The sequence below is a fragment of the Nocardioides sp. NPDC057577 genome (genome assembly GCF_042801335.1).
Classification (GTDB): Bacteria; Actinomycetota; Actinomycetes; order Propionibacteriales; family Nocardioidaceae; genus Nocardioides.
The window spans coordinates 1-18,783 of sequence record NZ_JBHVGB010000116.1 but is presented as its reverse complement, the minus strand read 5'-3'; the positions used below and the strand labels follow the sequence as shown (position 1 = coordinate 18,783).

The 18,783-nt window shown below is 69.8% G+C and carries 16 protein-coding genes; 10 read left to right on the top strand and 6 right to left on the bottom strand.

What is annotated here, in order from left to right:
* On the bottom strand, positions 1-1,285 hold a 1,285-nt coding region (locus tag ACFU7D_RS20245; RefSeq protein WP_378870447.1), incomplete at its 3' end, for an acetyl-CoA C-acetyltransferase.
* Positions 1,286-1,421: 136 nt separating this feature from the next.
* Between ACFU7D_RS20245 and ACFU7D_RS20240 the strand changes: the two genes are divergently transcribed.
* Positions 1,422-2,264 carry an acyl-CoA thioesterase gene (locus ACFU7D_RS20240; RefSeq protein WP_378870445.1) on the top strand — a complete coding sequence of 281 codons (843 nt, stop codon included), beginning with the start codon at positions 1,422-1,424 and terminating at the stop codon, positions 2,262-2,264.
* Between the two features lie 6 nt (positions 2,265-2,270).
* On the opposite strand, the gene ACFU7D_RS20235 is transcribed toward ACFU7D_RS20240, so the two are convergent.
* Complete coding sequence (locus ACFU7D_RS20235; RefSeq protein WP_378870442.1) at positions 2,271-2,816, bottom strand: hypothetical protein; 546 nt, start codon at positions 2,814-2,816, stop codon at positions 2,271-2,273.
* Positions 2,817-2,910: 94 nt separating this feature from the next.
* On the bottom strand, positions 2,911-3,870 hold the full coding sequence (locus tag ACFU7D_RS20230; protein WP_378870440.1) for a DUF389 domain-containing protein: 960 nt from the start codon (positions 3,868-3,870) through the stop codon (positions 2,911-2,913).
* Between the two features lie 232 nt (positions 3,871-4,102).
* Between ACFU7D_RS20230 and ACFU7D_RS20225 the strand changes: the two genes are divergently transcribed.
* From ACFU7D_RS20225 to ACFU7D_RS20195, 7 genes are all read left to right on the top strand, one after another.
* Positions 4,103-4,300: a hypothetical protein gene (locus ACFU7D_RS20225; protein ID WP_378870437.1), complete on the top strand. Its 198-nt coding sequence runs from the start codon at positions 4,103-4,105 to the stop codon at positions 4,298-4,300.
* Positions 4,297-5,961: a potassium-transporting ATPase subunit KdpA gene (kdpA, locus tag ACFU7D_RS20220; protein ID WP_378870435.1), complete on the top strand. Its 1,665-nt coding sequence runs from the start codon at positions 4,297-4,299 to the stop codon at positions 5,959-5,961. The genes ACFU7D_RS20225 and kdpA overlap by 4 nt, the downstream gene beginning before the upstream one ends.
* A complete protein-coding gene (gene kdpB / locus ACFU7D_RS20215; RefSeq protein WP_378870432.1) occupies positions 5,958-8,030 on the top strand; it encodes a potassium-transporting ATPase subunit KdpB in 2,073 nt (690 codons plus the stop codon). Before kdpA ends, kdpB begins: the two co-directional genes overlap by 4 nt.
* Before the next feature lie 14 nt (positions 8,031-8,044).
* Positions 8,045-8,656 (top strand): potassium-transporting ATPase subunit KdpC, encoded by a 612-nt coding sequence (gene kdpC / locus ACFU7D_RS20210; RefSeq protein WP_378870429.1) that lies wholly within the window; start codon positions 8,045-8,047, stop codon positions 8,654-8,656.
* A 112-nt stretch (positions 8,657-8,768) separates the two neighbouring features.
* Positions 8,769-11,315 (top strand): DUF4118 domain-containing protein, encoded by a 2,547-nt coding sequence (locus ACFU7D_RS20205; RefSeq protein WP_378870451.1) that lies wholly within the window; start codon positions 8,769-8,771, stop codon positions 11,313-11,315.
* Positions 11,312-12,001, top strand: a complete 690-nt coding sequence (locus ACFU7D_RS20200) for a response regulator (protein WP_378730250.1) — start codon at positions 11,312-11,314, stop codon at positions 11,999-12,001. The genes ACFU7D_RS20205 and ACFU7D_RS20200 overlap by 4 nt, the downstream gene beginning before the upstream one ends.
* A 157-nt stretch (positions 12,002-12,158) precedes the next feature.
* Entirely contained in the window at positions 12,159-13,970 is a 1,812-nt protein-coding gene (locus ACFU7D_RS20195) for an amino acid transporter (RefSeq protein WP_378870449.1), read from the top strand.
* 4 nt (positions 13,971-13,974) lie between these two features.
* Here ACFU7D_RS20195 and ACFU7D_RS20190 read toward each other — a convergent pair whose 3' ends face one another.
* The gene (locus tag ACFU7D_RS20190) at positions 13,975-14,346 is read right to left on the bottom strand and encodes a globin (RefSeq protein ID WP_378730248.1); all 372 of its coding nucleotides are present in this window, start codon (positions 14,344-14,346) and stop codon (positions 13,975-13,977) included.
* Positions 14,347-14,432: 86 nt separating this feature from the next.
* Between ACFU7D_RS20190 and ACFU7D_RS20185 the strand changes: the two genes are divergently transcribed.
* Complete coding sequence (locus tag ACFU7D_RS20185) at positions 14,433-14,858, top strand: OsmC family peroxiredoxin (RefSeq protein WP_378730246.1); 426 nt, start codon at positions 14,433-14,435, stop codon at positions 14,856-14,858.
* Between the two features lie 136 nt (positions 14,859-14,994).
* Here the strand turns inward: ACFU7D_RS20185 and ACFU7D_RS20180 are convergent, their stop codons facing one another.
* Complete coding sequence (locus ACFU7D_RS20180) at positions 14,995-15,945, bottom strand: mechanosensitive ion channel family protein (protein ID WP_378730244.1); 951 nt, start codon at positions 15,943-15,945, stop codon at positions 14,995-14,997.
* 120 nt (positions 15,946-16,065) lie between these two features.
* Here ACFU7D_RS20180 and ACFU7D_RS20175 point away from each other — a divergent pair, with 120 nt between their 5' ends.
* Positions 16,066-16,356 carry a hypothetical protein gene (locus tag ACFU7D_RS20175; RefSeq protein ID WP_378730242.1) on the top strand — a complete coding sequence of 97 codons (291 nt, stop codon included), beginning with the start codon at positions 16,066-16,068 and terminating at the stop codon, positions 16,354-16,356.
* A 26-nt stretch (positions 16,357-16,382) separates the two neighbouring features.
* Here the strand turns inward: ACFU7D_RS20175 and helR are convergent, their stop codons facing one another.
* The gene (helR, locus tag ACFU7D_RS20170) at positions 16,383-18,620 is read right to left on the bottom strand and encodes an RNA polymerase recycling motor ATPase HelR (protein ID WP_378870424.1); all 2,238 of its coding nucleotides are present in this window, start codon (positions 18,618-18,620) and stop codon (positions 16,383-16,385) included.
* Positions 18,621-18,783: the final 163 nt, after the last annotated feature.

The following is an 18,783-nucleotide window of genomic DNA, read 5'->3' as shown; positions in this document are numbered from 1 at the left end:
CACCCAGACGGAGGGGCCGCGCGGGCCGCGGGCGGCACGGGCTGTGGAAGGGGCAGCGGCCGGCGCCCCGGGCGGCCGGACGGCACCCGGCGGCTTCGGCTACAGCGCCGCCGACGCACATGGTGATGAGACCGGTGGTCTTGTCGTGCCAGTCGAGGCTGTTGAGCATGGTGTTCTGCAGGCGCGCGCCGGTCATGCCGAAGGGGTGACCGACGGCGATGGCGCCACCGTTGATGTTGAGGCGGTCGATGTCGATGCCGAGGTCCTGGTAGGACGGGATCACCTGGGCCGCGAAGGCCTCGTTGATCTCGACCAGGTCGATGTCGCCGATGGACATGCCGGCGTACTTCAGGGCGTTCCGGGTCGCCTCGACCGGGCCGAGGCCCATGATCTCGGGGGACAGGCCGGAGACGCCGGTGGACACGATCCGCGCCAGCGGGGTGACGCCGAGCTCGGCGGCCTTGGTGTCGGACATGACCACGACGGCGGCGGCGCCGTCGTTGAGGGCGCAGCAGTTGCCGGCGGTGACGGTGCCGTCCTCGCGGAACACCGGCTTGAGGCCGGAGATGGCCTCCAGGGTCACGCCCGCGCGGGGACCGTCGTCGGCCGAGACGACAGTGCCGTCAGGGGTGGTGACCGGGGTGATCTCGCGGGCCCAGAAGCCGTCGGCGATGGCCTTCTCGGCGAGGTTCTGGGAGCGTACGCCGAACTCGTCCATCTCCGCCCGGGTGATGCCGCGCGAGGTGGCGAGGTTCTCGGCGGTCTGGCCCATCGCGATGTAGACGTCGGGCAGCAGGCCGTCCTCGCGCGGGTCGTGCCACTTCTCGTTCGAGCCGGCCGTCGTGGTCGTCCGCGTCTGGGCGTCGTCGAAGAGGTGGTTGACGGTGTCGGGAAGGTGGTCCGAGGTGCCCTTGACGAAGCGGGACACGGTCTCGACACCGGCGGAGACGATGATGTCGGCCTCGCCGGCCTTGATCGCGTGCAGCGCCATCCGCGAGGTCTGCACCGAGGAGGAGCAGTAGCGGGTGATGGTCGCGCCGGGCACCTTGTCCCAGCCGTTCAGCACCGAGACCACGCGGCCCATGTTGTTGCCGGACTCGCCGCCCGGCAGACCACAGCCGAGCAGCAGGTCGTCGATGTCGTTGGGGTCGAGACCCTCGACCTTGCCGACGGCCTCCTTGGTGATGAGCGCGGCGAGGTCGTCGGGACGGAAGTCCTTCAGAGATCCCTTGTTGGCTCGCCCGATCGGGGTACGGGCGGCGGCGACGATGACTGCCTCAGGCATGAAGACTCCCGGTTACTGATGAGTAGGTTGAACTGTGGTCGACACCATACTCGCCCGGACAGCGTCTGGTCGCCAGGCCCAGTGCCCAAGATCTTCTGGAAGGATCGGCCACGTGCGCCACCTCTACGAATGCCCCATGCGTTGGGCCGACCTCGACATGCTCGGCCACGTGAACAACGTCGTCTACGTCGACTACCTCCAAGAGGCGCGCGTGGACATGCTGCGCACGCACGCCCGGAGCCCGCAGACCCAGGGCCTGGCCGAGGGGGTCGTGGTGGCCAGCCATCAAGTCACGTACGTCGCCCCGCTGCTCTTCGACTTCACCCCGGTCCATGTCGAGTCCTGGGTGACCGACATCCGGGCGGCCAGCTTCACGATGGCCTACGAGATCTTCCGCGACCAGCCCGACGGCACCCGCAAGGTCTACGTGCGGGCGAGCACGGTCCTGGCGCCGTACGTCTTCGCCACCGAGTCGCCTCGCCGGCTCAAGCCGGAGGAGAAGGCCAACCTGCAGCCGTACCTCGAGGCCTATCCGGAGGAGTGGTCGCAGAAGCCGCTCGCGCTGGGCGAGCCGAAGCGGCTCGAGGACGGGCGCTTCCCGCTCTACGTCCGCTTCTCCGACGTCGACGCCTACGGGCACGTGAACAACGTGAAGTACTTCGAGTACTTCCAGGAGTCGCGGCTGGCGCTGATGAAGCGCCTCAGCTCCCACAACGACATCAATGCCTGGCCCTCCGTCGTGGTCGCGCAGACCGATGTCACCTACCACGCGCCGGTCCTGGCTCGCTCGGAGCCGTACGACGTGTGGAGCTACGTCTCCCGATTGGGCACCAAGTCGATGACGATCGAGTCCGAGATCGCCGACGGAGACCTCCGACTCGCCCGCGGGCAGGTCACGCTGGTCTTCTACGACCTCGAGTCCGGGAAGGCGGTCGAGCCCAGCCCGCAGGTGCGTGCGGCCGTCGAGGGCGTGCTCTAGTCGGCTTCAGTCGCGCCGGTCGTCATCGTCGCAGTCGGTGCGACGGTCGTCTCGCTGCTCGTAGCGGTGTTCCCGCCGGCAGTCGTCACTGTCGTCGCGGTCGCCGTACCAGCCGTCCGCGTCGGCCCACGCGCTCCAGTCCCAGCCGTCCTGGGTCGCGGTGAAGTCCTGCCCGGGCATGCTCGGGACCTGACCGGGCTTCTCCCCGGGGCGCGACTTCCGGGCGCTCAGCGGGGTTCCCTCGGCCGGGCGCTGCACGTTCGGCGCCGACTCGGGCGGCGCGAGCAGATCGCGCGAGGCGAGCTGGGTGGCGAGCGAGGCGTCGGCGGGAGGGGGCAGCGTGCCGACCGAGGTGTCCTCGGCGGCGTCGATGGGCTCGGGCGGAACGGTCGGACCGTCGCCGAGCCGATTCTGCGAACCGATCGCCTGCGCCGCGGGCCGACTCGACTGGTCCGGTCCGATGGACCGTATCCCGCCGACGAGCAGTGCCATCGCGACGAGGGCGACGACTGCAAGCCCGACTCCGACGATAGCCCGCTGAATTGCCCGCATGCGTCCTCCGAGAGCGCTCTGGTCAACCAAATGTTCTGCTTGAGTCCAGTAGCCTCCCAGTGCTTGCGTCAGTTGTCGAGAAGCGGGACCTTTGTCAGCGTTTCCTGAGCCGGGCCACCAACAGCGCACGGCGCTCGGAGACCCGGCTCCACACCACCTTCTGGACCGCAAGGGTCGCCCAGCCTGCGAGCGCCATGCCGGTGATGTTGAGGAGCAGCTGCAGTACGCTTCCCCGGATCTCGTGCCCGACCCCGAAGGCGAGACCGAGGGCGATGTTGGCCGCCGCCGGGATGGTGGTGACCGAGATGAAGACTCCGGAGAGCCCTCCGACCCGGGCCGAGGTGAGCGCGAGCACGCCGGCCGCCGCCGCGATCAGCGCCACGATGAAAGACCACTTGTCAGGGGTGTAGATGAAGCCCGTTCCCGGTCGGTCGGCGAGCACGTCCACGAGGGTGATCCAGCCGAGCGCGCGGGCGATGAGCGCAGCCACCGTGGTGAGGGCGATGCCGACCAGGAACCCGAGGGCGAGGGTGCTCAGCGAGCGGCCGAGCAGGTGGTAGCGATGCCGCACCAAGGCGACCCCCAGTGCCGCGATGGCGCCGAACTCGGGACCGATCACCATCGCCCCGATCACCAGGATCTGGGAGTCGAGGACGATCGCGATCCCGGCCAGCAGCGTCGCGAGGGTCATCAGGCTCATGAAGGTCCAGTTGGCCTCGGTGTCGTCGTAGGCCTGCTGGGTGACGTCGGCCCACACCACACTGTCCGCGCTGCTGCCAGGGGCCAGGTCGGCGGCCTTCAGAGCGCGGTCCGACATCCAGGCCTTCGGTGAGTCGATCTGGATGCTGCCCTCCTTGTGCACGTCCAGCTCACGGAGCCGGTCGATGACGTCGTTGGCGGCCTCCCGGGCCACCCCGGCCATCACCACGTCACCCTCAGGACGCAGCGACGCACCGGGGAGCGAGGAGAGCTCGCTGACCGCAGGGTCGGCAGTCAGGACGTCGATGACCGTGGGCGTCAGGTGCGCCGGAGAGGTGATCCGCAGCTGCAGCATGGGCGACATTGTTGCCTACGCCGACAGGGCGGGCCCCTCTTGCTGCTCGCTGCGGCCGGGTTCGCGGCCCTCGTGTCAGGGCTGATGCGCAGGCTGATCGGCTGAGGGCCGAGGAGGCTGCGTCATCGGGGCGCGGAGGGGAAGGTCAAGGACGCGTCAATGCTGTCCATGTCGGCGTAAGGGATCCGTCAACACCGGCGTGACACGGCATTTCCGGGGCTGGAATGGAGGCGTGTCAGACCTCATCTACATCCTCCTCACGCTCGCGTGCTTCGCCGGGCTCGCCCTGCTGGTCGGTCTGATCGACCGCCGGCTGGGTGCTACCGACCCGGATGCCGATCCGGACGCCGACCCCGATGTCGGGACCGCAGCCGAGGCCGCGGGCGCGAGCGTCCCCCACGACAGCCAGATCTCCGGAGCTGCCCGATGAACGCCACACTCGCAGCCGTGCTGCAGATCCTGGCCCTGGTCGCCGCGCTGGCCCTCAGTGTGCCGCTCCTGGGCCGCTACCTCGCCCACATCTACACCAGCCCCAAGCACCTGCGCGCCGAGAAGGTGGCTTACAAGGTGCTCAAGGTCGACGCGGACGCCGACCAGCACTGGCGCTCGTACGCGATGTCAGCGCTGGGATTCTCGTTGATCGGGATCCTGTTCCTCTTCGCCTTCGGCCGGCTGCAGCAGTGGCTTCCGCTCAGCGGCGGGTTCGACCCGCTGCCCAGCGACGGCGCCTGGAACACGGCGGTCTCGTTCGTGACCAACACCAACTGGCAGTGGTACTCGGGTGAGGCGGCCACCGGCCACCTGATCCAGATGGCCGGCCTGGCGGTGCAGAACTTCGTCTCTGCCGCGGTCGGTCTCTCCGTAGCCGCGGCCTTCGCCCGCGGGCTCGCCCGCGCCCGCAACCAGGGCCGGATCGGCAACTTCTGGACCGACATGGTCCGCACCACTGTCCGGGTGCTGCTCCCGATGGCCTTCGTGGTGGCCCTCCTGCTGGTCATCGGTGGCGCGGTGCAGAACCTCCATGGTGTGGCCGACCTGTCCACGCTCACCGGTGGCAACCAGCCCCTGACCGGCGGCCCGGTCGCCAGCCAGGAGGCGATCAAGGAGCTCGGCACCAACGGCGGAGGCTTCTACAACGTCAACTCCGCCCACCCGTTCGAGAACCCCAACCCATGGACCAACCTGCTCGAGATCTGGGCGATGCTCGTCCTGCCGTTCTCGATGGCCTGGGCGTTCGGCCTGATCGTCAAGGACAGGCGCCAGGGTGGCGCAGTACTGGCCACGATGGGCGTGCTGCTCACGGTCGGGATCACGCTGCTGACCTGGGCGGAGATGGCCGGCCCCGGCACCGCGCCACAGCTCGCCGGCGCCGCGATGGAAGGCAAGGAGACCCGCTTCGGCGAGGCCGCGACGGCCCTGTTCGCCGCGGTCACCACCGGCACCTCGACAGGTGCGGTCAACGGTATGCACGAGAGCCTCACCGCACCCGGTGGCGGTATCGCGATGTTCGGGATGATGCTCGGCGAGATCGCCCCCGGCGGCGTCGGCTCCGGGCTCTACGGCATGCTTATGCTCGCCGTGGTCACGGTCTTCCTGTGCGGCCTGATGGTGGGACGTACGCCTGAGTACCTGGGCAAGAAGATCAGCCGCGACGAGATGGTGCTGGTCGCGGTCTACATCCTGGCGACCCCGATCCTGGTGCTCATCGGCGCGGCCCTCGCGCTGACCGCCCCGGCGGGCCTGGCCGGGCTCTCGACCGATGGTCCGCACGGCCTCTCCGAGGCGCTGTACGCCGTCACCAGCGCGGCCAACAACAACGGCTCCGCGTTCGGTGGGATCACCTCGGGCACCCCCTTCTGGAACACCCTGCTCGGCATGCTGATGCTGCTGGGCCGGTTCGTGCCGATGATCTTCGTGCTCGCCCTGGCCGGTCGCTTCGCGACCGCCCGCCGGATGCCAAACAGCGCCGGCACCCTGCCGACCCACAGCCCGCTCTTCGTCGGCCTGCTGACCGGCGTCGCGCTGGTCGTGGTCGGCCTGACCTTCGTCCCGGCTCTCATGCTGGGCCCGATCGTGGAGTCCCTGTCATGACCCAGACCCCCGTACGTATCCCTGAAGAACACACCGAGCACCACACCCATGTCGAGGCCGCACCGTCGGTGCTCACGGCCAAGCAGATCGCCGAGGCGGTGCCTGGTGCGCTGCGCAAGCTCGATCCCCGCAAGCTGGTGGCTACCCCCGTCATGCTCGTGGTCGAGATCGGTGCGGTCGCCACGACCGTCATGTCGGTCCTCGACCCGTCGGTGATGGGCTGGCTCGTCACCGTCTGGCTGTGGCTGACCGTCGTCTTCGGCACCCTGGCCGAGTCGGTCGCCGAGGGCCGCGGCAAGGCCCAGGCGGCCTCCCTCCGCGCGCTCCAGACCGAGACCACCGCCCGCCGCCTGCGCGGTGGCCTCGGCGGCACCGAGGAGCTCGTCGCCTCGACCGACCTGCGCGCCGGCGACGTCGTCGTGGTCGAGGCCGGCGAGCGGATCCCCGGTGACGGCGACGTCATCGAAGGCGTCGCCAGCGTCGACGAGAGCGCCGTGACCGGCGAGTCGGCCCCGGTGATCCGCGAGTCCGGCGGCGACCGGTCGGCGGTCACGGGCGGCACCCTGGTCCTCTCGGACCGGATCGTCGTCCGGATCACCTCCGACCCGGGCCACTCCTTCGTGGACCGGATGATCGCCCTGGTCGAGGGCTCGGAGCGGCAGCGTACGCCGAACGAGATCGCGCTCAACGTGCTCCTGACCAGCTTGACCGTCATCTTCGTGGTGGTCTGCTGGAGCCTCTACTACCTGGCCGGCTACTCCGACGCCCACCAGTCCTGGCTGGTCCTGACCGCGCTGCTGGTCTGCCTGATCCCGACCACCATCGGAGCCCTGCTGAGCGCGATCGGCATCGCCGGCATGGACCGGCTCGTACGCCGCAACGTCCTGGCGATGTCAGGGCGGGCCGTCGAGGCGGCCGGCGACGTGGACGTGCTGCTGCTCGACAAGACCGGCACGATCACCTACGGCAACCGGCAGGCGTACGAGATCATCCCGGTCACCGGTGTCACCCTGACCGGTGCGGAGAACGCAGCGGTCCTGGCCAGCCTCTCCGACCAGACCCCGGAGGGCCGCAGCATCCTCACGCTCGTCGGGCGATCGATGGGCGGTCCGGCGGACGCCACGATGGTGGAGTTCTCCGCCACCACCCGGATGTCCGGCCTGGACAGCCCAGGCCTGAGCGTACGCAAGGGCGCCGCCTCCGCGGTGACGGCCTGGGTCAAGGAGAACGGTGGCCAGGTGCCCCCGGAGACCGCGGTGGTCGTCTCGGAGATCGCCGAGAGCGGCGGGACGCCGCTGGTCGTCGCCGAGCACCGCAACGACGACCCGGCGCGGGTGCTCGGCGTCGTGCACCTCAAGGACATCGTCAAGGACGGCATCCGCGAGCGGTTCGACGAGCTGCGCGCGATGGGCATCAAGACGGTGATGATCACCGGCGACAACGCCGCCACGGCCAGGGCCATCGCGAAGGAGGCGGGTGTCGACGACGTCCTCGCCGAGGCGACCCCGGAGGACAAGCTCGCGCTGATCCGCAAGGAGCAGCGCGGTGGCCGGATGGTCGCGATGTGCGGTGACGGCACCAACGACGCCCCGGCGCTCGCGCAGGCCGACGTCGGTGTCGCGATGAACACGGGGACGACCGCGGCCAAGGAGGCCGGCAACATGGTCGACCTCGACTCCGACCCGACCAAGCTGATCGACGTGGTCGAGATCGGCAAGCAGCTGCTGATCACCCGCGGCGCGCTGACCACCTTCTCGGTGGCCAACGACGTCGCGAAGTACTTCGCGATCCTGCCGGCGATGTTCGTCGGGGTCTTCCCCGCGCTGGACGTCCTCAACATCATGCGGCTGTCCTCGCCGGAGTCGGCCATCGTCTCCGCGGTGGTCTTCAACGCGCTGATCATCGTCGGGCTGATCCCGCTGGCACTGCGCGGCGTGCGCTACCGGCCGTCCTCGGCCTCGGCCCTGCTGCGCCGCAACCTGCTGCTCTACGGGGTCGGCGGCCTGATCGTGCCGTTCGTCGGCATCAAGCTGCTCGACGTCGTCATCTCCCTCATCCCAGGACTGTGACCAAGGAACCGAACATGTCTGAGATCTATGCACTCCTCCGTCACTCGCTCGCCGGGCTCCGTGTGCTCATCGCCGCGACCCTGCTGTGCGGGATCGCCTACCCGCTGGTCGTCACCGGCGTCGCCCAGGCCGCCTTCGGGTGGCGTGCCGACGGCTCCCTGGTCACCGAGAGCGGCGAGCACACCAACGACCCGGCCGAGGCCGTCGGCTCGGCCCTGATCGGGCAGGGCAACGACGACGAGGGTCTCTTCTACCCCCGTCCCAGCGCCGCAGGCGACGGCTGGGACACGCTGTCCACCTACGGTTCCAACCTCGGTCCGGAAGACCCAGAACTGGTCAAGGCGATCAAGGAGCGCCAGGGCGAGATCGCCACCCGGGAGGGCGTCTCGGTCGACCAGGTGCCCGCGGACGCCGTCACCACCTCCGCATCCGGGATCGACCCGGACATCTCACCGGCTTACGCAGCCATTCAGGTGTCCCGGGTGGCTGACGCCAACGATCTCTCGACGGACGAGGTGAAGGCGCTGGTGGCCGAGAACACCGACGGTCGCACCCTCGGGTTCCTCGGCGCGCCGCGGGTCAATGTGCTCGAGCTCAACATCGCGGTACGCAACGCCGCTGAGTGAGCAGAAGCACCCGGCCGGCCGAGCGCATCGGGGCTCTCGGCCGGCCGCGCCGCCACATCAGCACATCAGCACATCAGCATCGGTGGAGAGGTTGAATAGGGACGTGCAGACCATGTCGTCCGAGGGCGAGTCCCCTGAGGTGCCGCCGAAGCGGGGCCGCCTGACCGTCTACCTCGGCGCAGCGCCCGGAGTCGGCAAGACGTACGCCATGCTCGGCGAGGCGCAGCGTCGCCAGGCCCGGGGGACCGACGTGGTGGTCGGTTTCGTGGAGACCCACGACCGCAGCAACACCGCGCGCCAGATCGAGGGGCTCGAGGTGATCCCGCGCCGGGAGATCGACTACCGCGGGGCGACCTTCACCGAGCTCGACCTGGACGCGGTGATCGCCCGAGCCCCGAAGGTCGTCTGCGTCGACGAGCTCGCGCACACCAACGTGCCCGGCAGCCGGCACACCAAGCGGGCCCAGGACGTCGAGCAGATCCGCGCCGCCGGGATCGACGTGATCACCACCGTCAACATCCAGCACCTGGAGTCGCTCAACGACGAGGTCGAGCGGATCACCGGCGTACGCCAGCGGGAGACCGTGCCCGACGAGGTGGTCCGCACCGCCGACCAGATCCAGCTCGTCGACATGGCGCCGGACGCGCTGCGGCGCCGGATGGCCCACGGCAACATCTACAAGCCCGAGAACATCGACGCGAGCCTGACCTCCTACTTCCGGGTCGGCAACCTGACCGCGCTGCGCGAGCTGGCGCTGCTGTGGCTCGCCGACCGGGTCGACGACGCCCTCGGCGACTATCGGCGCGAGCACCGGATCGAGCATCCCTGGCCGACCAAGGAGCGCATCGTCGTCGCGGTCACCGGCGGGCCGGAGTCGGAGACGCTGCTGCGGCGAGCGGCCCGGCTGTGCCAGCGCGCGAAGGGATCCGAGCTGCTGGCGGTGCACGTGGTCACCGCCGACGGCCTGGCCAGGCCGTCGGCCGGGTCCTTGGAGCGTGCCCAGGCGCTGACCGCGTCGCTTGACGGCACCTTCCACAGCGTGATCGGTGAGGACGCGGCGACCGCGGTCGTCGACTTCGCGGCGGGCGCCAACGCCACCATGATCATCGTCGGCGTCTCCCGTCACGGGCGGGTGCGCAGGCTCTTCACCGGCACCACGGGTGACCGGATCGCGGCCGCGGCCGGGTCGATCGACGTGCACCTTGTCACCCACGACGAGATCGCGAGGGGCGCGCGGGGCCGGGGCGGCCTCGGTTCACCGCTCAGCAGCACCCGGCAGGTCCTGGGCTGGCTGTGTGCGTTCGTGGTGCCACTCGGTCTGGTCTGGCTGCTGCACGCCGACGGCATCGAGGGCGACGTTGCCGACCAGCTTCCGCTGGCCAGCATGCTGCTTCTCGGGGCCACCGTGCTGGTGGCGCTGGTCGGCGGGCGCTGGCCCGCAGTGGTCGCCGCGCTGGCAGGGTTCGCCCACCTGAACTGGTGGTTCACCGCGCCGGTGCACCGCTTCACCATCGCCGAGCCGCGCAACCTGGTGATGCTGCTGATCTTCGTGGCGGTCGCGGTCGGCGTCGCGACCGTGGTCGACCACGCCTCTCGGAGGACCGCCGAGGCACGCCAGGCCAGAGGCGAGGCCGCGACGATGGGAGCGCTGTCCCGCTCGGTGCTCACCGGACAGGACACGGCGGAGGCGATCGTGCACCGGGTGCGGGAGACCTTCGCCCAGCAGTCGGTGGTCCTGCTGGAGGAGACCCCGCAGGGGTGGGTGCGGCTGGCGGGCGCGGGGGTCGGCTATGCCGCCGATCCGGACCAGGGCGACGGTCAGGTCGCGGTCGACGACACCCACGTGATCGTCCTGCGTGGCACCCCGCTGCGGGCACGCGACCGACGTGTCCTGGAGGCCTTCGCAGTTCAGACGTCGCTGGTGCTGGAGCACCGCCGGCTGCGCGACCAGGCCGACCGGGCGCTGGCCCTGGAGCGGGCCGAGCAGACCTCGACGGCGCTGCTTCGCGCGGTCTCCCACGACCTGCGTACGCCGCTGGCGACCATGCGCGCCGCTCTCGACGGCCTGCTCGTGGGCCGGGTCTCGGAGGAGGACCGCAAGGAGCTCGTCGAGTCGGCCGCGACCTCCGCCGACCAGCTGGAGTCGCTCATCGACAACCTCCTCGACCTCTCCCGCGTCGAGGCCGGCCTGGTACACCCCGCGATGCGCGACGTCAGCCTCGAGGAGTCGCTGCCGCTGGCCGTCGCGGGCCTGCCGCCCGGGTCGATCGCCTTCGACGTCGGCGAGGACACCCCCCTCGTACGCACCGACTCCGGCCTCCTGGAGCGCATCGTCGCCAACCTGGTCAACAACGCGGTCCGGGCCAGCGGCCAGGGACCCCGCTCCGGCGAGCCGGTGCGGGTCCTCGCCCACGAGACGCCGGAGACTGTGGAGGTGATGATCGTCGATCGTGGACCGGGAGTGCCCGAGGACCAGCGGGAGCGGATGTTCGAGCCGTTCCAGCGCCTCGACGACACCTCGGCGGGTGGGCTGGGGCTCGGTCTGGCCGTGGCCAGGGGACTGAGTGACGCGCTGGGCATCCGGCTCTCGGCCGAGGACACTCCCGGCGGCGGCCTGACCATGGTCGTGGCGGTGCCGCGCGCGGGAGTCGCCCGATGAGCCGCGTACTCGTCGTCGACGACGAGCCCGCGCTGCTGCGCGCGCTCGCCATCAACCTGCGTGCCGCCGGCTGGGACGTCGAGACGGCCTCCGACGGGCGCTCGGCGCTCGCCGCCGCGGCGGCGACCCACCCTGATGTGGTCCTGCTCGACCTCGGGCTCCCGGACCTGGACGGCACCGAGGTGATCGAGGGGCTCCGCGGCTGGACCCAGGTCCCGGTGGTCGTGCTCTCCGCGCGTCAGCACGGCGACGACAAGATCGAGGCGCTCGACCTCGGCGCCGACGACTACGTCACGAAACCGTTCGCGATGAACGAGCTGATGGCGCGCCTACGAGCGGCGGTCAGACGCTCCCAGGAGTCCGCGCCGCCCGCCGCGACCAGCCTGAGCGTCGGCGACCTAGAGATCGACTTCGCCCGCAAGCGGGTCCACAAGGCCGGGGACGACGTCAGGCTGACCCCGACCGAGTGGTCGTTCCTGGAGCTGCTGGCCCGCAACGTCGGCCGGCTGGTGCCGCGTGACCAGATCCTCAAGGAGGTCTGGGGTCCCGCCTACGCGAAGGAGACCCACTATCTGCGCGTCTACGCCGCGCAGCTGCGCCGCAAGCTCGAGGACGACCCGTCGCACCCGCGCTTCCTGGTCACCACTCCCGGTGTGGGCTACACCCTCGACCCGGACGGATCTTGACGAAATCCTTACGTTCTCCCGCGTAGCCGGGATGTGGCACCGCAGCCCCTGACGCGGAAGCGTTGTCCTCGTGACCGCAGCGATCGCAGAGAGCGGCCAGGCGGCCGTTCCTGAGCCCACGGAGACCCACGAGAAGAAGCATCCGTGGTGGCAGGTGATGTGCCTGACCGGTGTCGACTACTTCTCGACGCTGGGCTACCAGCCGGGCATCGCCGCCCTCGCAGCCGGGCTGCTCTCGCCGATCGCGACCCTGGTCCTGGTCGGGCTGACCCTGCTCGGCGCGCTTCCGGTCTACCGCCGGGTCGCGGCCGAGAGCCCGCACGGGCAGGGGTCGATCGCGATGCTGGAGCGGCTGCTGTCCCGCTGGGGCGGCAAGGCGTTCGTGCTCGCCCTGCTCGGCTTCGCCGCCACCGACTTCATCATCACGATGACCCTCTCGGCCGCCGACGGCGCCGCGCACGTGGTGGAGAACCCGCTCTTCCCGTCCACCTGGCACGGGCACAACATGGTGATCACCCTGGTGCTGCTGGCCGCCCTGGCCGCGGTGTTCCTGAAGGGGTTCAAGGAGGCGATCGGGATCGCCGTCGGCCTGGTGGTCACCTTCCTGGCTCTCAACCTGGTCGTGATCGTCGTCGGCCTGGTGCACGTGTTCAGCAACCCCGGCGTCTTCACCACCTGGAACGACGCCCTCTTCGTCGAGCACGGCGATGTCACGACGATGATCGCGGTCTCGCTGCTGGTCTTCCCCAAGCTCGCCCTCGGGATGAGCGGGTTCGAGACCGGTGTCACGGTGATGCCGCAGGTCAGGGGCGACAAGAGCGACACCGAGGAGCACCCCGCCGGACGGATCCGGGGCACCAAGAGGCTGCTCACCGCGGCCGCCCTGACGATGAGCGTCTTCCTGATCGCCTCCTCCTGGGTGACCACCCTGCTGATCCCCGCCGAGGAGTTCCAGGAGGGCGGCAAGGCCAACGGCCGAGCCCTGGCCTATCTCGCCCACGACTACCTCGGCAGCGCCTTCGGGACGGCGTACGACATCTCGACCATCCTCATCCTGTGGTTCGCCGGCGCTTCGGCGATGGCCGGTCTGCTCAACCTGATCCCGCGCTACCTGCCGCGTTACGGGATGTCACCGGAGTGGGCGGCCGCTACCCGGCCGCTGGTGGTGACCATCTCGGCGGCAGCGTTCCTGATCACCTGGATCTTCGACGCCGACGTGGATGCCCAGGGTGGGGCGTACGCCACGGGTGTGCTGGTCCTGATGCTCTCCGCCGCGGTGGCGGTGACCCTGGCCGCGCACAAGGCCGGCCAGAAGGTCCGGACGGTCCTGTTCGGCCTGATCGCGGCCGTGTTCGCCTACACCACGGTCTCCAACGTGATCGAGCGTCCCGACGGCGTCAAGATCGCAGCCTGCTTCATCGCCGCGATCATCGGGGTCTCGCTGGTCTCCCGGATCATGCGCTCCTTCGAGCTGCGCGTGACCGGCGTCGAGCTCGACAAACTGGCCGAGACGTTCCTGCGCGACTGTGCGCGCCGCCAGATCCGGCTCGTCGCCAACGAGCACGAGGGCACCGAGGGCCCCGAGGAGTACGACGACAAGCTGCGCCAGATCGTCGCCGACAACGACCTGGCCGACGACGGCGACATCATCTTCGTCGAGGTGCACGTCACCGACCCGTCCGACTTCGAAGGCACCCTGCAGGTACGTGGCGAGGTGATCGGCCGCCGCCGAGTGCTGCGCCTGGAGGCACCGGCGGTGCCCAACGCGCTGGCGGCGACGCTGCTCCACATCCGCGACGTCACCGGTGTGGTGCCGCACATCTACTTCGAGTGGACCGAGGGCAACCCGGCGATCAACCTGCTGCGGTTCCTGTTCACCGGGGTCGGCGAGGTCGCCCCGACCACCCGGGAGATCCTGCGGCGTGCCGAGCCGGACCGGACCCGGCGGCCGCACGTGCACGTGGGCTGAGGACTCAGCTCGGGCTGTTGATCATGAAGTTCGCCGCGTGCTCGGCGTAGGCCCAGAACTGCGCGTCCTGCTCGGGGGTGAGCCCGGCGGCGTCGAGCCCCTCGCGGAAGTGGACGAGCCAGCGGTCGCGAGCCTCCGAGGTGACCTCGAACGGGGCGTGACGCATCCGCAGCCGTGGGTGGCCACGTTGCTCGGAGTAGGTCGTCGGCCCGCCCCAGTACTGAGCCAGGAAGAGCGTCAGGCGTTCCTGCGCCGGACCGAGATCCTCCTCGGGATACATCGGGCGCATCAGCTCGTCGGTCGCCACGCCCTCGTAGAACTTGGCCACGATCGTGCGGATGGTGTCCATCCCGCCGATCTCCTCATAAAACGTCACTGAGCCATTCTTCCACGCGGGTCCGCCCGCGCGTCCCGTGGCAGGATCGGGGACGTACGCACACACTCGAACTTTGGGAGATAACGATGGCCACCACCCGCACTGCCACCACCGTCTGGGAGGGCTCGCTCTTCGAGGGCGCCGGCAAGGTGACGCTGGACTCCTCGGGCCTGGGGACCTACGACGTCACCTGGGTGGCGCGCTCGCAGGAGCCCAGCGGCAAGACCAGCCCCGAGGAGCTCATCGCCGCCGCCCACTCCTCCTGCTTCTCGATGGCCTTCTCCAACGGCCTGGCCGAGAACGGCACCCCGCCGACCAGCCTGGAGACCAGCGCCGAGGTCGAGTTCACCCCCGGCAAGGGCATCACCGGCATCAAGCTGACCACGCGTGGTGTGGTCGAGGGGCTCGACAACGACGCCTTCGTCAGCCTCGCCGAGGCGGCCAAGGCCGGTTGCCCGGTCAGCCAGGCGCTCGCCGGCACCACCATCACCCTCGACGCCGCCCTCGCCTGAGCCGCACCGCTGGTCGAGCCCGGCGAGCGCCAGCGAGCCGGTGTCGAGACCAACACAGTCCCGTCGTGCGCCGATAGGACCGTGTTGGTCTCGACACGCCTCCGCCTAGCCGCTCCGGCGGCTCGACCAGCGGGCCTCAGGCCTTGGTCTTCTCTTCCTCGGCAGCGGCGGCCTTGTCGTCGCGGTGCCAGATGACCCGCTGCGGGAAGGGCATCTCGATGCCCTCGTAGTCGAGGCGGGCCTTGATCCGCTGGCGCATCTCGCGCGCGATCGCCCACTGCTTGAGGGGCAGTGTCTTGATCAGCACCCGCAGGGTGATGGAGTCGGCAGCCAGCGCCTCGACGCCGGTGACCTCGGGCTCCTCGATGATCTGGCCCTTGAACTCCTCATCGACCCACAGGTCGTGGGAGACCTCGCGGAGCACGCGCTGGACCTTGTTGAGGTCCTCGTTGTAGCCGACGCCGACGTCGATGACGGCGCGGGCCCAGTTCTGGCTGTGGTTGCCGACGGTGAGGATCTCGCCGTTGGGGATGTACCAGACCGTGCCGTCGAGCGAGCGCAGCCGGGTGATCCGCAGCGTCACGGCCTCGACGGTGCCGCTGATGTTGTTGACCTCGATGCTGTCACCGACGCCGTACTGGTCCTCGATGATCATGAAGATGCCGGACAGATAGTCCCGCACGAGCGACTGGGCGCCGAAACCGAGCGCCAGACCGACGATCCCGGCCGAGGCGATGATCGGGGCGATGTTGATGCCGAGCTCGTCCAGGATCATGGTGGCGAAGATCGCGACCAGCACGCCGGTGACGACACTCTTGAGCAGCGATCCGATCGCCTGGGCGCGCTGGCTGCGGCGGGAGATCGCGTGGATCTCGTCGCCCGGCTCGTGCAGCTTGGTGATCTTGCCGGCGAGCGTCGGCGCCTCGACGGCGCGGCCGACGACCTTGTCGATCACCCGGTGCAGCACCCAGCGGAGCACGATCGCCAGGACGACCAGGCCGAGGATGCGCAGCGGGATGCCGATCACCCATTCGCCGAGCGTCGACCAGGAGACCGAGACGAGTGGGGGGTTCGGGGGAATGGACATGGGTTCCAGTATCCAAGGCGTTCAAGCCCCGCGGCCAATCCCCAGGCGGGCATCGACTCCCGCCACGGGGCCGAGGGGCAGAGATGAGAACCAGGACGTACGCCGGTTAGTATCTGCCTCGTGAGCAACCAGATCCTGCGCCGCGCCGGCCTCCTCGGCGCCTCCGCCTCCGCCGCCGTCGTCGCCTCTGTTGCTACCGCCGGCCCCGCCAGCGCCGAGGTTCCCAACGGCTGGCCGGTCGCCGATGCGATGACCGCCTCCGGTCTGCTCCTGCTCATCCTGCTCATCCCGGTGATCCTGATGGTGATCATCTCCCTCCTGGTGCTGCTGCCGGGTGTGTTCCGCGGCGAGGGGCTGCTGCCCAAGCCTCACAAGGCCGAGGACGACAACCTCCCCGCCACGACGCACTGACGCTCCCGTCGGAGGGTTGAGGCCGTTCAGCTGAGAACGGCCAGCTGCTGGGTCGCTCGTGTCATCGCGACGTAGCGGTCCACGGCACCCTCGATCCCGGTCCCGTACGTCTCGGGGTTGATGAGGACGACCAGGTCGAACTCGAGACCCTTGGCGTGCACGGGGCTCAACCGGCGTACGCGGCCCTCGTTGCTGTCGGGTGAACCGGCGGCGATGACACAGGCGACACCCTCCTCGTTGGCCGCGAGCCAGGTGTCCAGGATCTCGTCGAGATCCGCGACCGAGCCGTGGATGACCGGGGTGCCGGAAGCACGGATCGACGTGGGCACGTTGGCGTCGGGGAGCGCGGCCCGGATGACCGGCTCGGCCTCGGTCATCACCTCCTCGGGCGTGCGGTAGTTGATGCTCAGGCCGGCCATCTCGATCCGGTCCAGGCCGACGCGCTCGAGCCGCTCCTGCCATGACTCGGTGAATCCGTGCCGCGCCTGCGCCCGGTCGCCGACGATCGTGAAGCTGCGCGAGGGGCAGCGGCTGATCAGCATCTGCCACTCGGCGTCGGTCAGCTCCTGCGCCTCGTCGACGACGATGTGGGCGAACGGTCCGGCGTACGGGTCGAGCTCGTCCGGTTCCCGCACCGAGTCGTCCAGGAGCGCGGTGCGTACGTCCTGGCCGCGCAGCATCGACATCACCTTCATCTCGGAGTCGTCGTGGCTGATCAGGTCCGAGACGACCTCGGCCTTCGCCTTCCGGTCGGCGGCCGCGGCCGCCTTCTGGGCGCTCCGGCGCCGGGAGGCGTCGGGATCGCCGAGCCGGCGGTGGGCGGCGTCGAGCAGCGGCAGGTCGGCTTCGGTCCAGGCCTGGGGATCCTCACGCTGCAGCGTCTTCACCTCCTCCGGGGTGAGCCAGGGTGCGCACATCCGCAAGAAGGCGGGCACCTCCCACAGGTCCCCGACGATGTCGGCCGGCCGCAGCCGTGGCCAGACCTCGCCGAAGACGTGGAGCAGCCCGGCGTTGGTCTCCAGCGAGGCGCGCAGGGAGTCGGTCGCGTCCTCGTCGACCAGCCCGTACGCGTCGAACTCGTCCTTATCCAGGGTCGGGCCGTCGCCCCAGTCGTCGAGATCGACGTCGGCGTCGTAGTCGCGGTCCGGGTCGTCGCCGGCGTTGGCCTGGATCTTGTCGGTCACGATCCTCAGCAGCGCGTCCCAGACCTGGTCGCGGGCGTCGTTGTGCGGCGTACCCTGCTCCGCCGCGGCGATCGCCTCGGTCCAGTCGCCGGCACTGATCACCGCGTCGCCGTAGGGCGTCTCGACCAGCGTCGGCTTCGACGGAGGCTTCTCGTAGAGCGCCACCGCGGGCTCGATCGCGGCCACCATCCGCGCGTCGGCCTTGAGCCGGGCGACCTCGTCGTCCTTCTCCGGCTGCAGGGCCTCGCCCTCGGGCACCATCCGGCGCAGCGTGGAGGTGCGTACGCCCTCCTCGCCCAGGCTCGGCAGCACGTCGGCCACGTAGGAGAGATAGGGCTCGTGCGGTCCCACGAACAGCACCCCGCCCTTGCCCTCGCCCAGGCGCGGGTCGGAGTAGAGGAGGTACGCCGTGCGGTGCAGCGCCACCACCGTCTTGCCCGTCCCCGGCCCGCCGTCGACGACGAGGGCGCCCCGCGAGGACGCGCGGATGATCGCGTCCTGGTCGGACTGGATCGTGCCCAGGACGTCGCGCATCCGCGGGGAGCGGCTGCTGCCGAGGGTGGCGATGAAGGCCGACTGGTCGTCGAGCGCCGCATGCCCCTCGAGGCCATCGGCGGTGAAGACCTCGTCCCAGTAGTCGGTGACCCGCCCGTTGGTCCAGCGGTAGCGCCGCCGGCTCAGCAGCCCGCGCGGGTCGGCGTGGGTGGCCGCGAAGAACGGCTCCGCTGCTGGCGAGCGCCAGTCGACCAGCAGCCGCCGCCCGTCGGTGGCGGTCAGCCCGAGGCGACCGATGTAGATCGTGTCGCCCGACTCCGTGACGATCCGCCCCAGACACAGATCCAGGCTGAACCTGCGCAGCATCCGCAGCTGCCCGCCGATCCGGTGCACCTCCAGATCGCGGTCCATCGCCTCCTGCCCGTGACCACCCGGCCGGCGGCGTACGTCGTCCAGCCGTTCGTTGAGCTCGGCGATCTGCTCCTCGAGACTCTGCCCGATGGCAGCGAAGTGCTGCTCGTCATCGGCGATCAGTGCCGGGTCCGCCTTGGCGTCGTGACGGCCCGCGAGATCGAATGCTTGCAACGTTGAATCCCCTGTCTGAACAGGCGCTTTACCTGTTCGAGCAGGAGATTCTGCCCCCATCCGGGGGGCTTGTTTCAAGCCCCTATGTGCGCTATAAAGTTGTTAGTGGAAGGGAGAGGTTCTCCCTTCCTTTCGTCGTTTTCGGAGCCGAGTCGGCTCGTTC

Excerpts from the sequence above, each read along its gene's own strand:
- ACFU7D_RS20205 (WP_378870451.1), top strand. The coding sequence starts at position 8,769 with ATGTCGTCCGAGGGCGAGTCCCCTGAGGTGCCGCCGAAGCGGGGCCGC.
- kdpC (WP_378870429.1), top strand. The coding sequence starts at position 8,045 with ATGTCTGAGATCTATGCACTCCTCCGTCACTCGCTCGCCGGGCTCCGT.
- kdpB (WP_378870432.1), top strand. The coding sequence starts at position 5,958 with ATGACCCAGACCCCCGTACGTATCCCTGAAGAACACACCGAGCACCAC.
- ACFU7D_RS20230 (WP_378870440.1), bottom strand. The coding sequence starts at position 3,870 with ATGCTGCAGCTGCGGATCACCTCTCCGGCGCACCTGACGCCCACGGTC.
- kdpA (WP_378870435.1), top strand. The coding sequence starts at position 4,297 with ATGAACGCCACACTCGCAGCCGTGCTGCAGATCCTGGCCCTGGTCGCC.
- ACFU7D_RS20240 (WP_378870445.1), top strand. The coding sequence starts at position 1,422 with ATGCGTTGGGCCGACCTCGACATGCTCGGCCACGTGAACAACGTCGTC.
- ACFU7D_RS20200 (WP_378730250.1), top strand. The coding sequence starts at position 11,312 with ATGAGCCGCGTACTCGTCGTCGACGACGAGCCCGCGCTGCTGCGCGCG.
- ACFU7D_RS20195 (WP_378870449.1), top strand. The coding sequence starts at position 12,159 with ATGTGCCTGACCGGTGTCGACTACTTCTCGACGCTGGGCTACCAGCCG.
- ACFU7D_RS20185 (WP_378730246.1), top strand. The coding sequence starts at position 14,433 with ATGGCCACCACCCGCACTGCCACCACCGTCTGGGAGGGCTCGCTCTTC.
- ACFU7D_RS20235 (WP_378870442.1), bottom strand. The coding sequence starts at position 2,816 with ATGCGGGCAATTCAGCGGGCTATCGTCGGAGTCGGGCTTGCAGTCGTC.
- ACFU7D_RS20180 (WP_378730244.1), bottom strand. The coding sequence starts at position 15,945 with ATGTCCATTCCCCCGAACCCCCCACTCGTCTCGGTCTCCTGGTCGACG.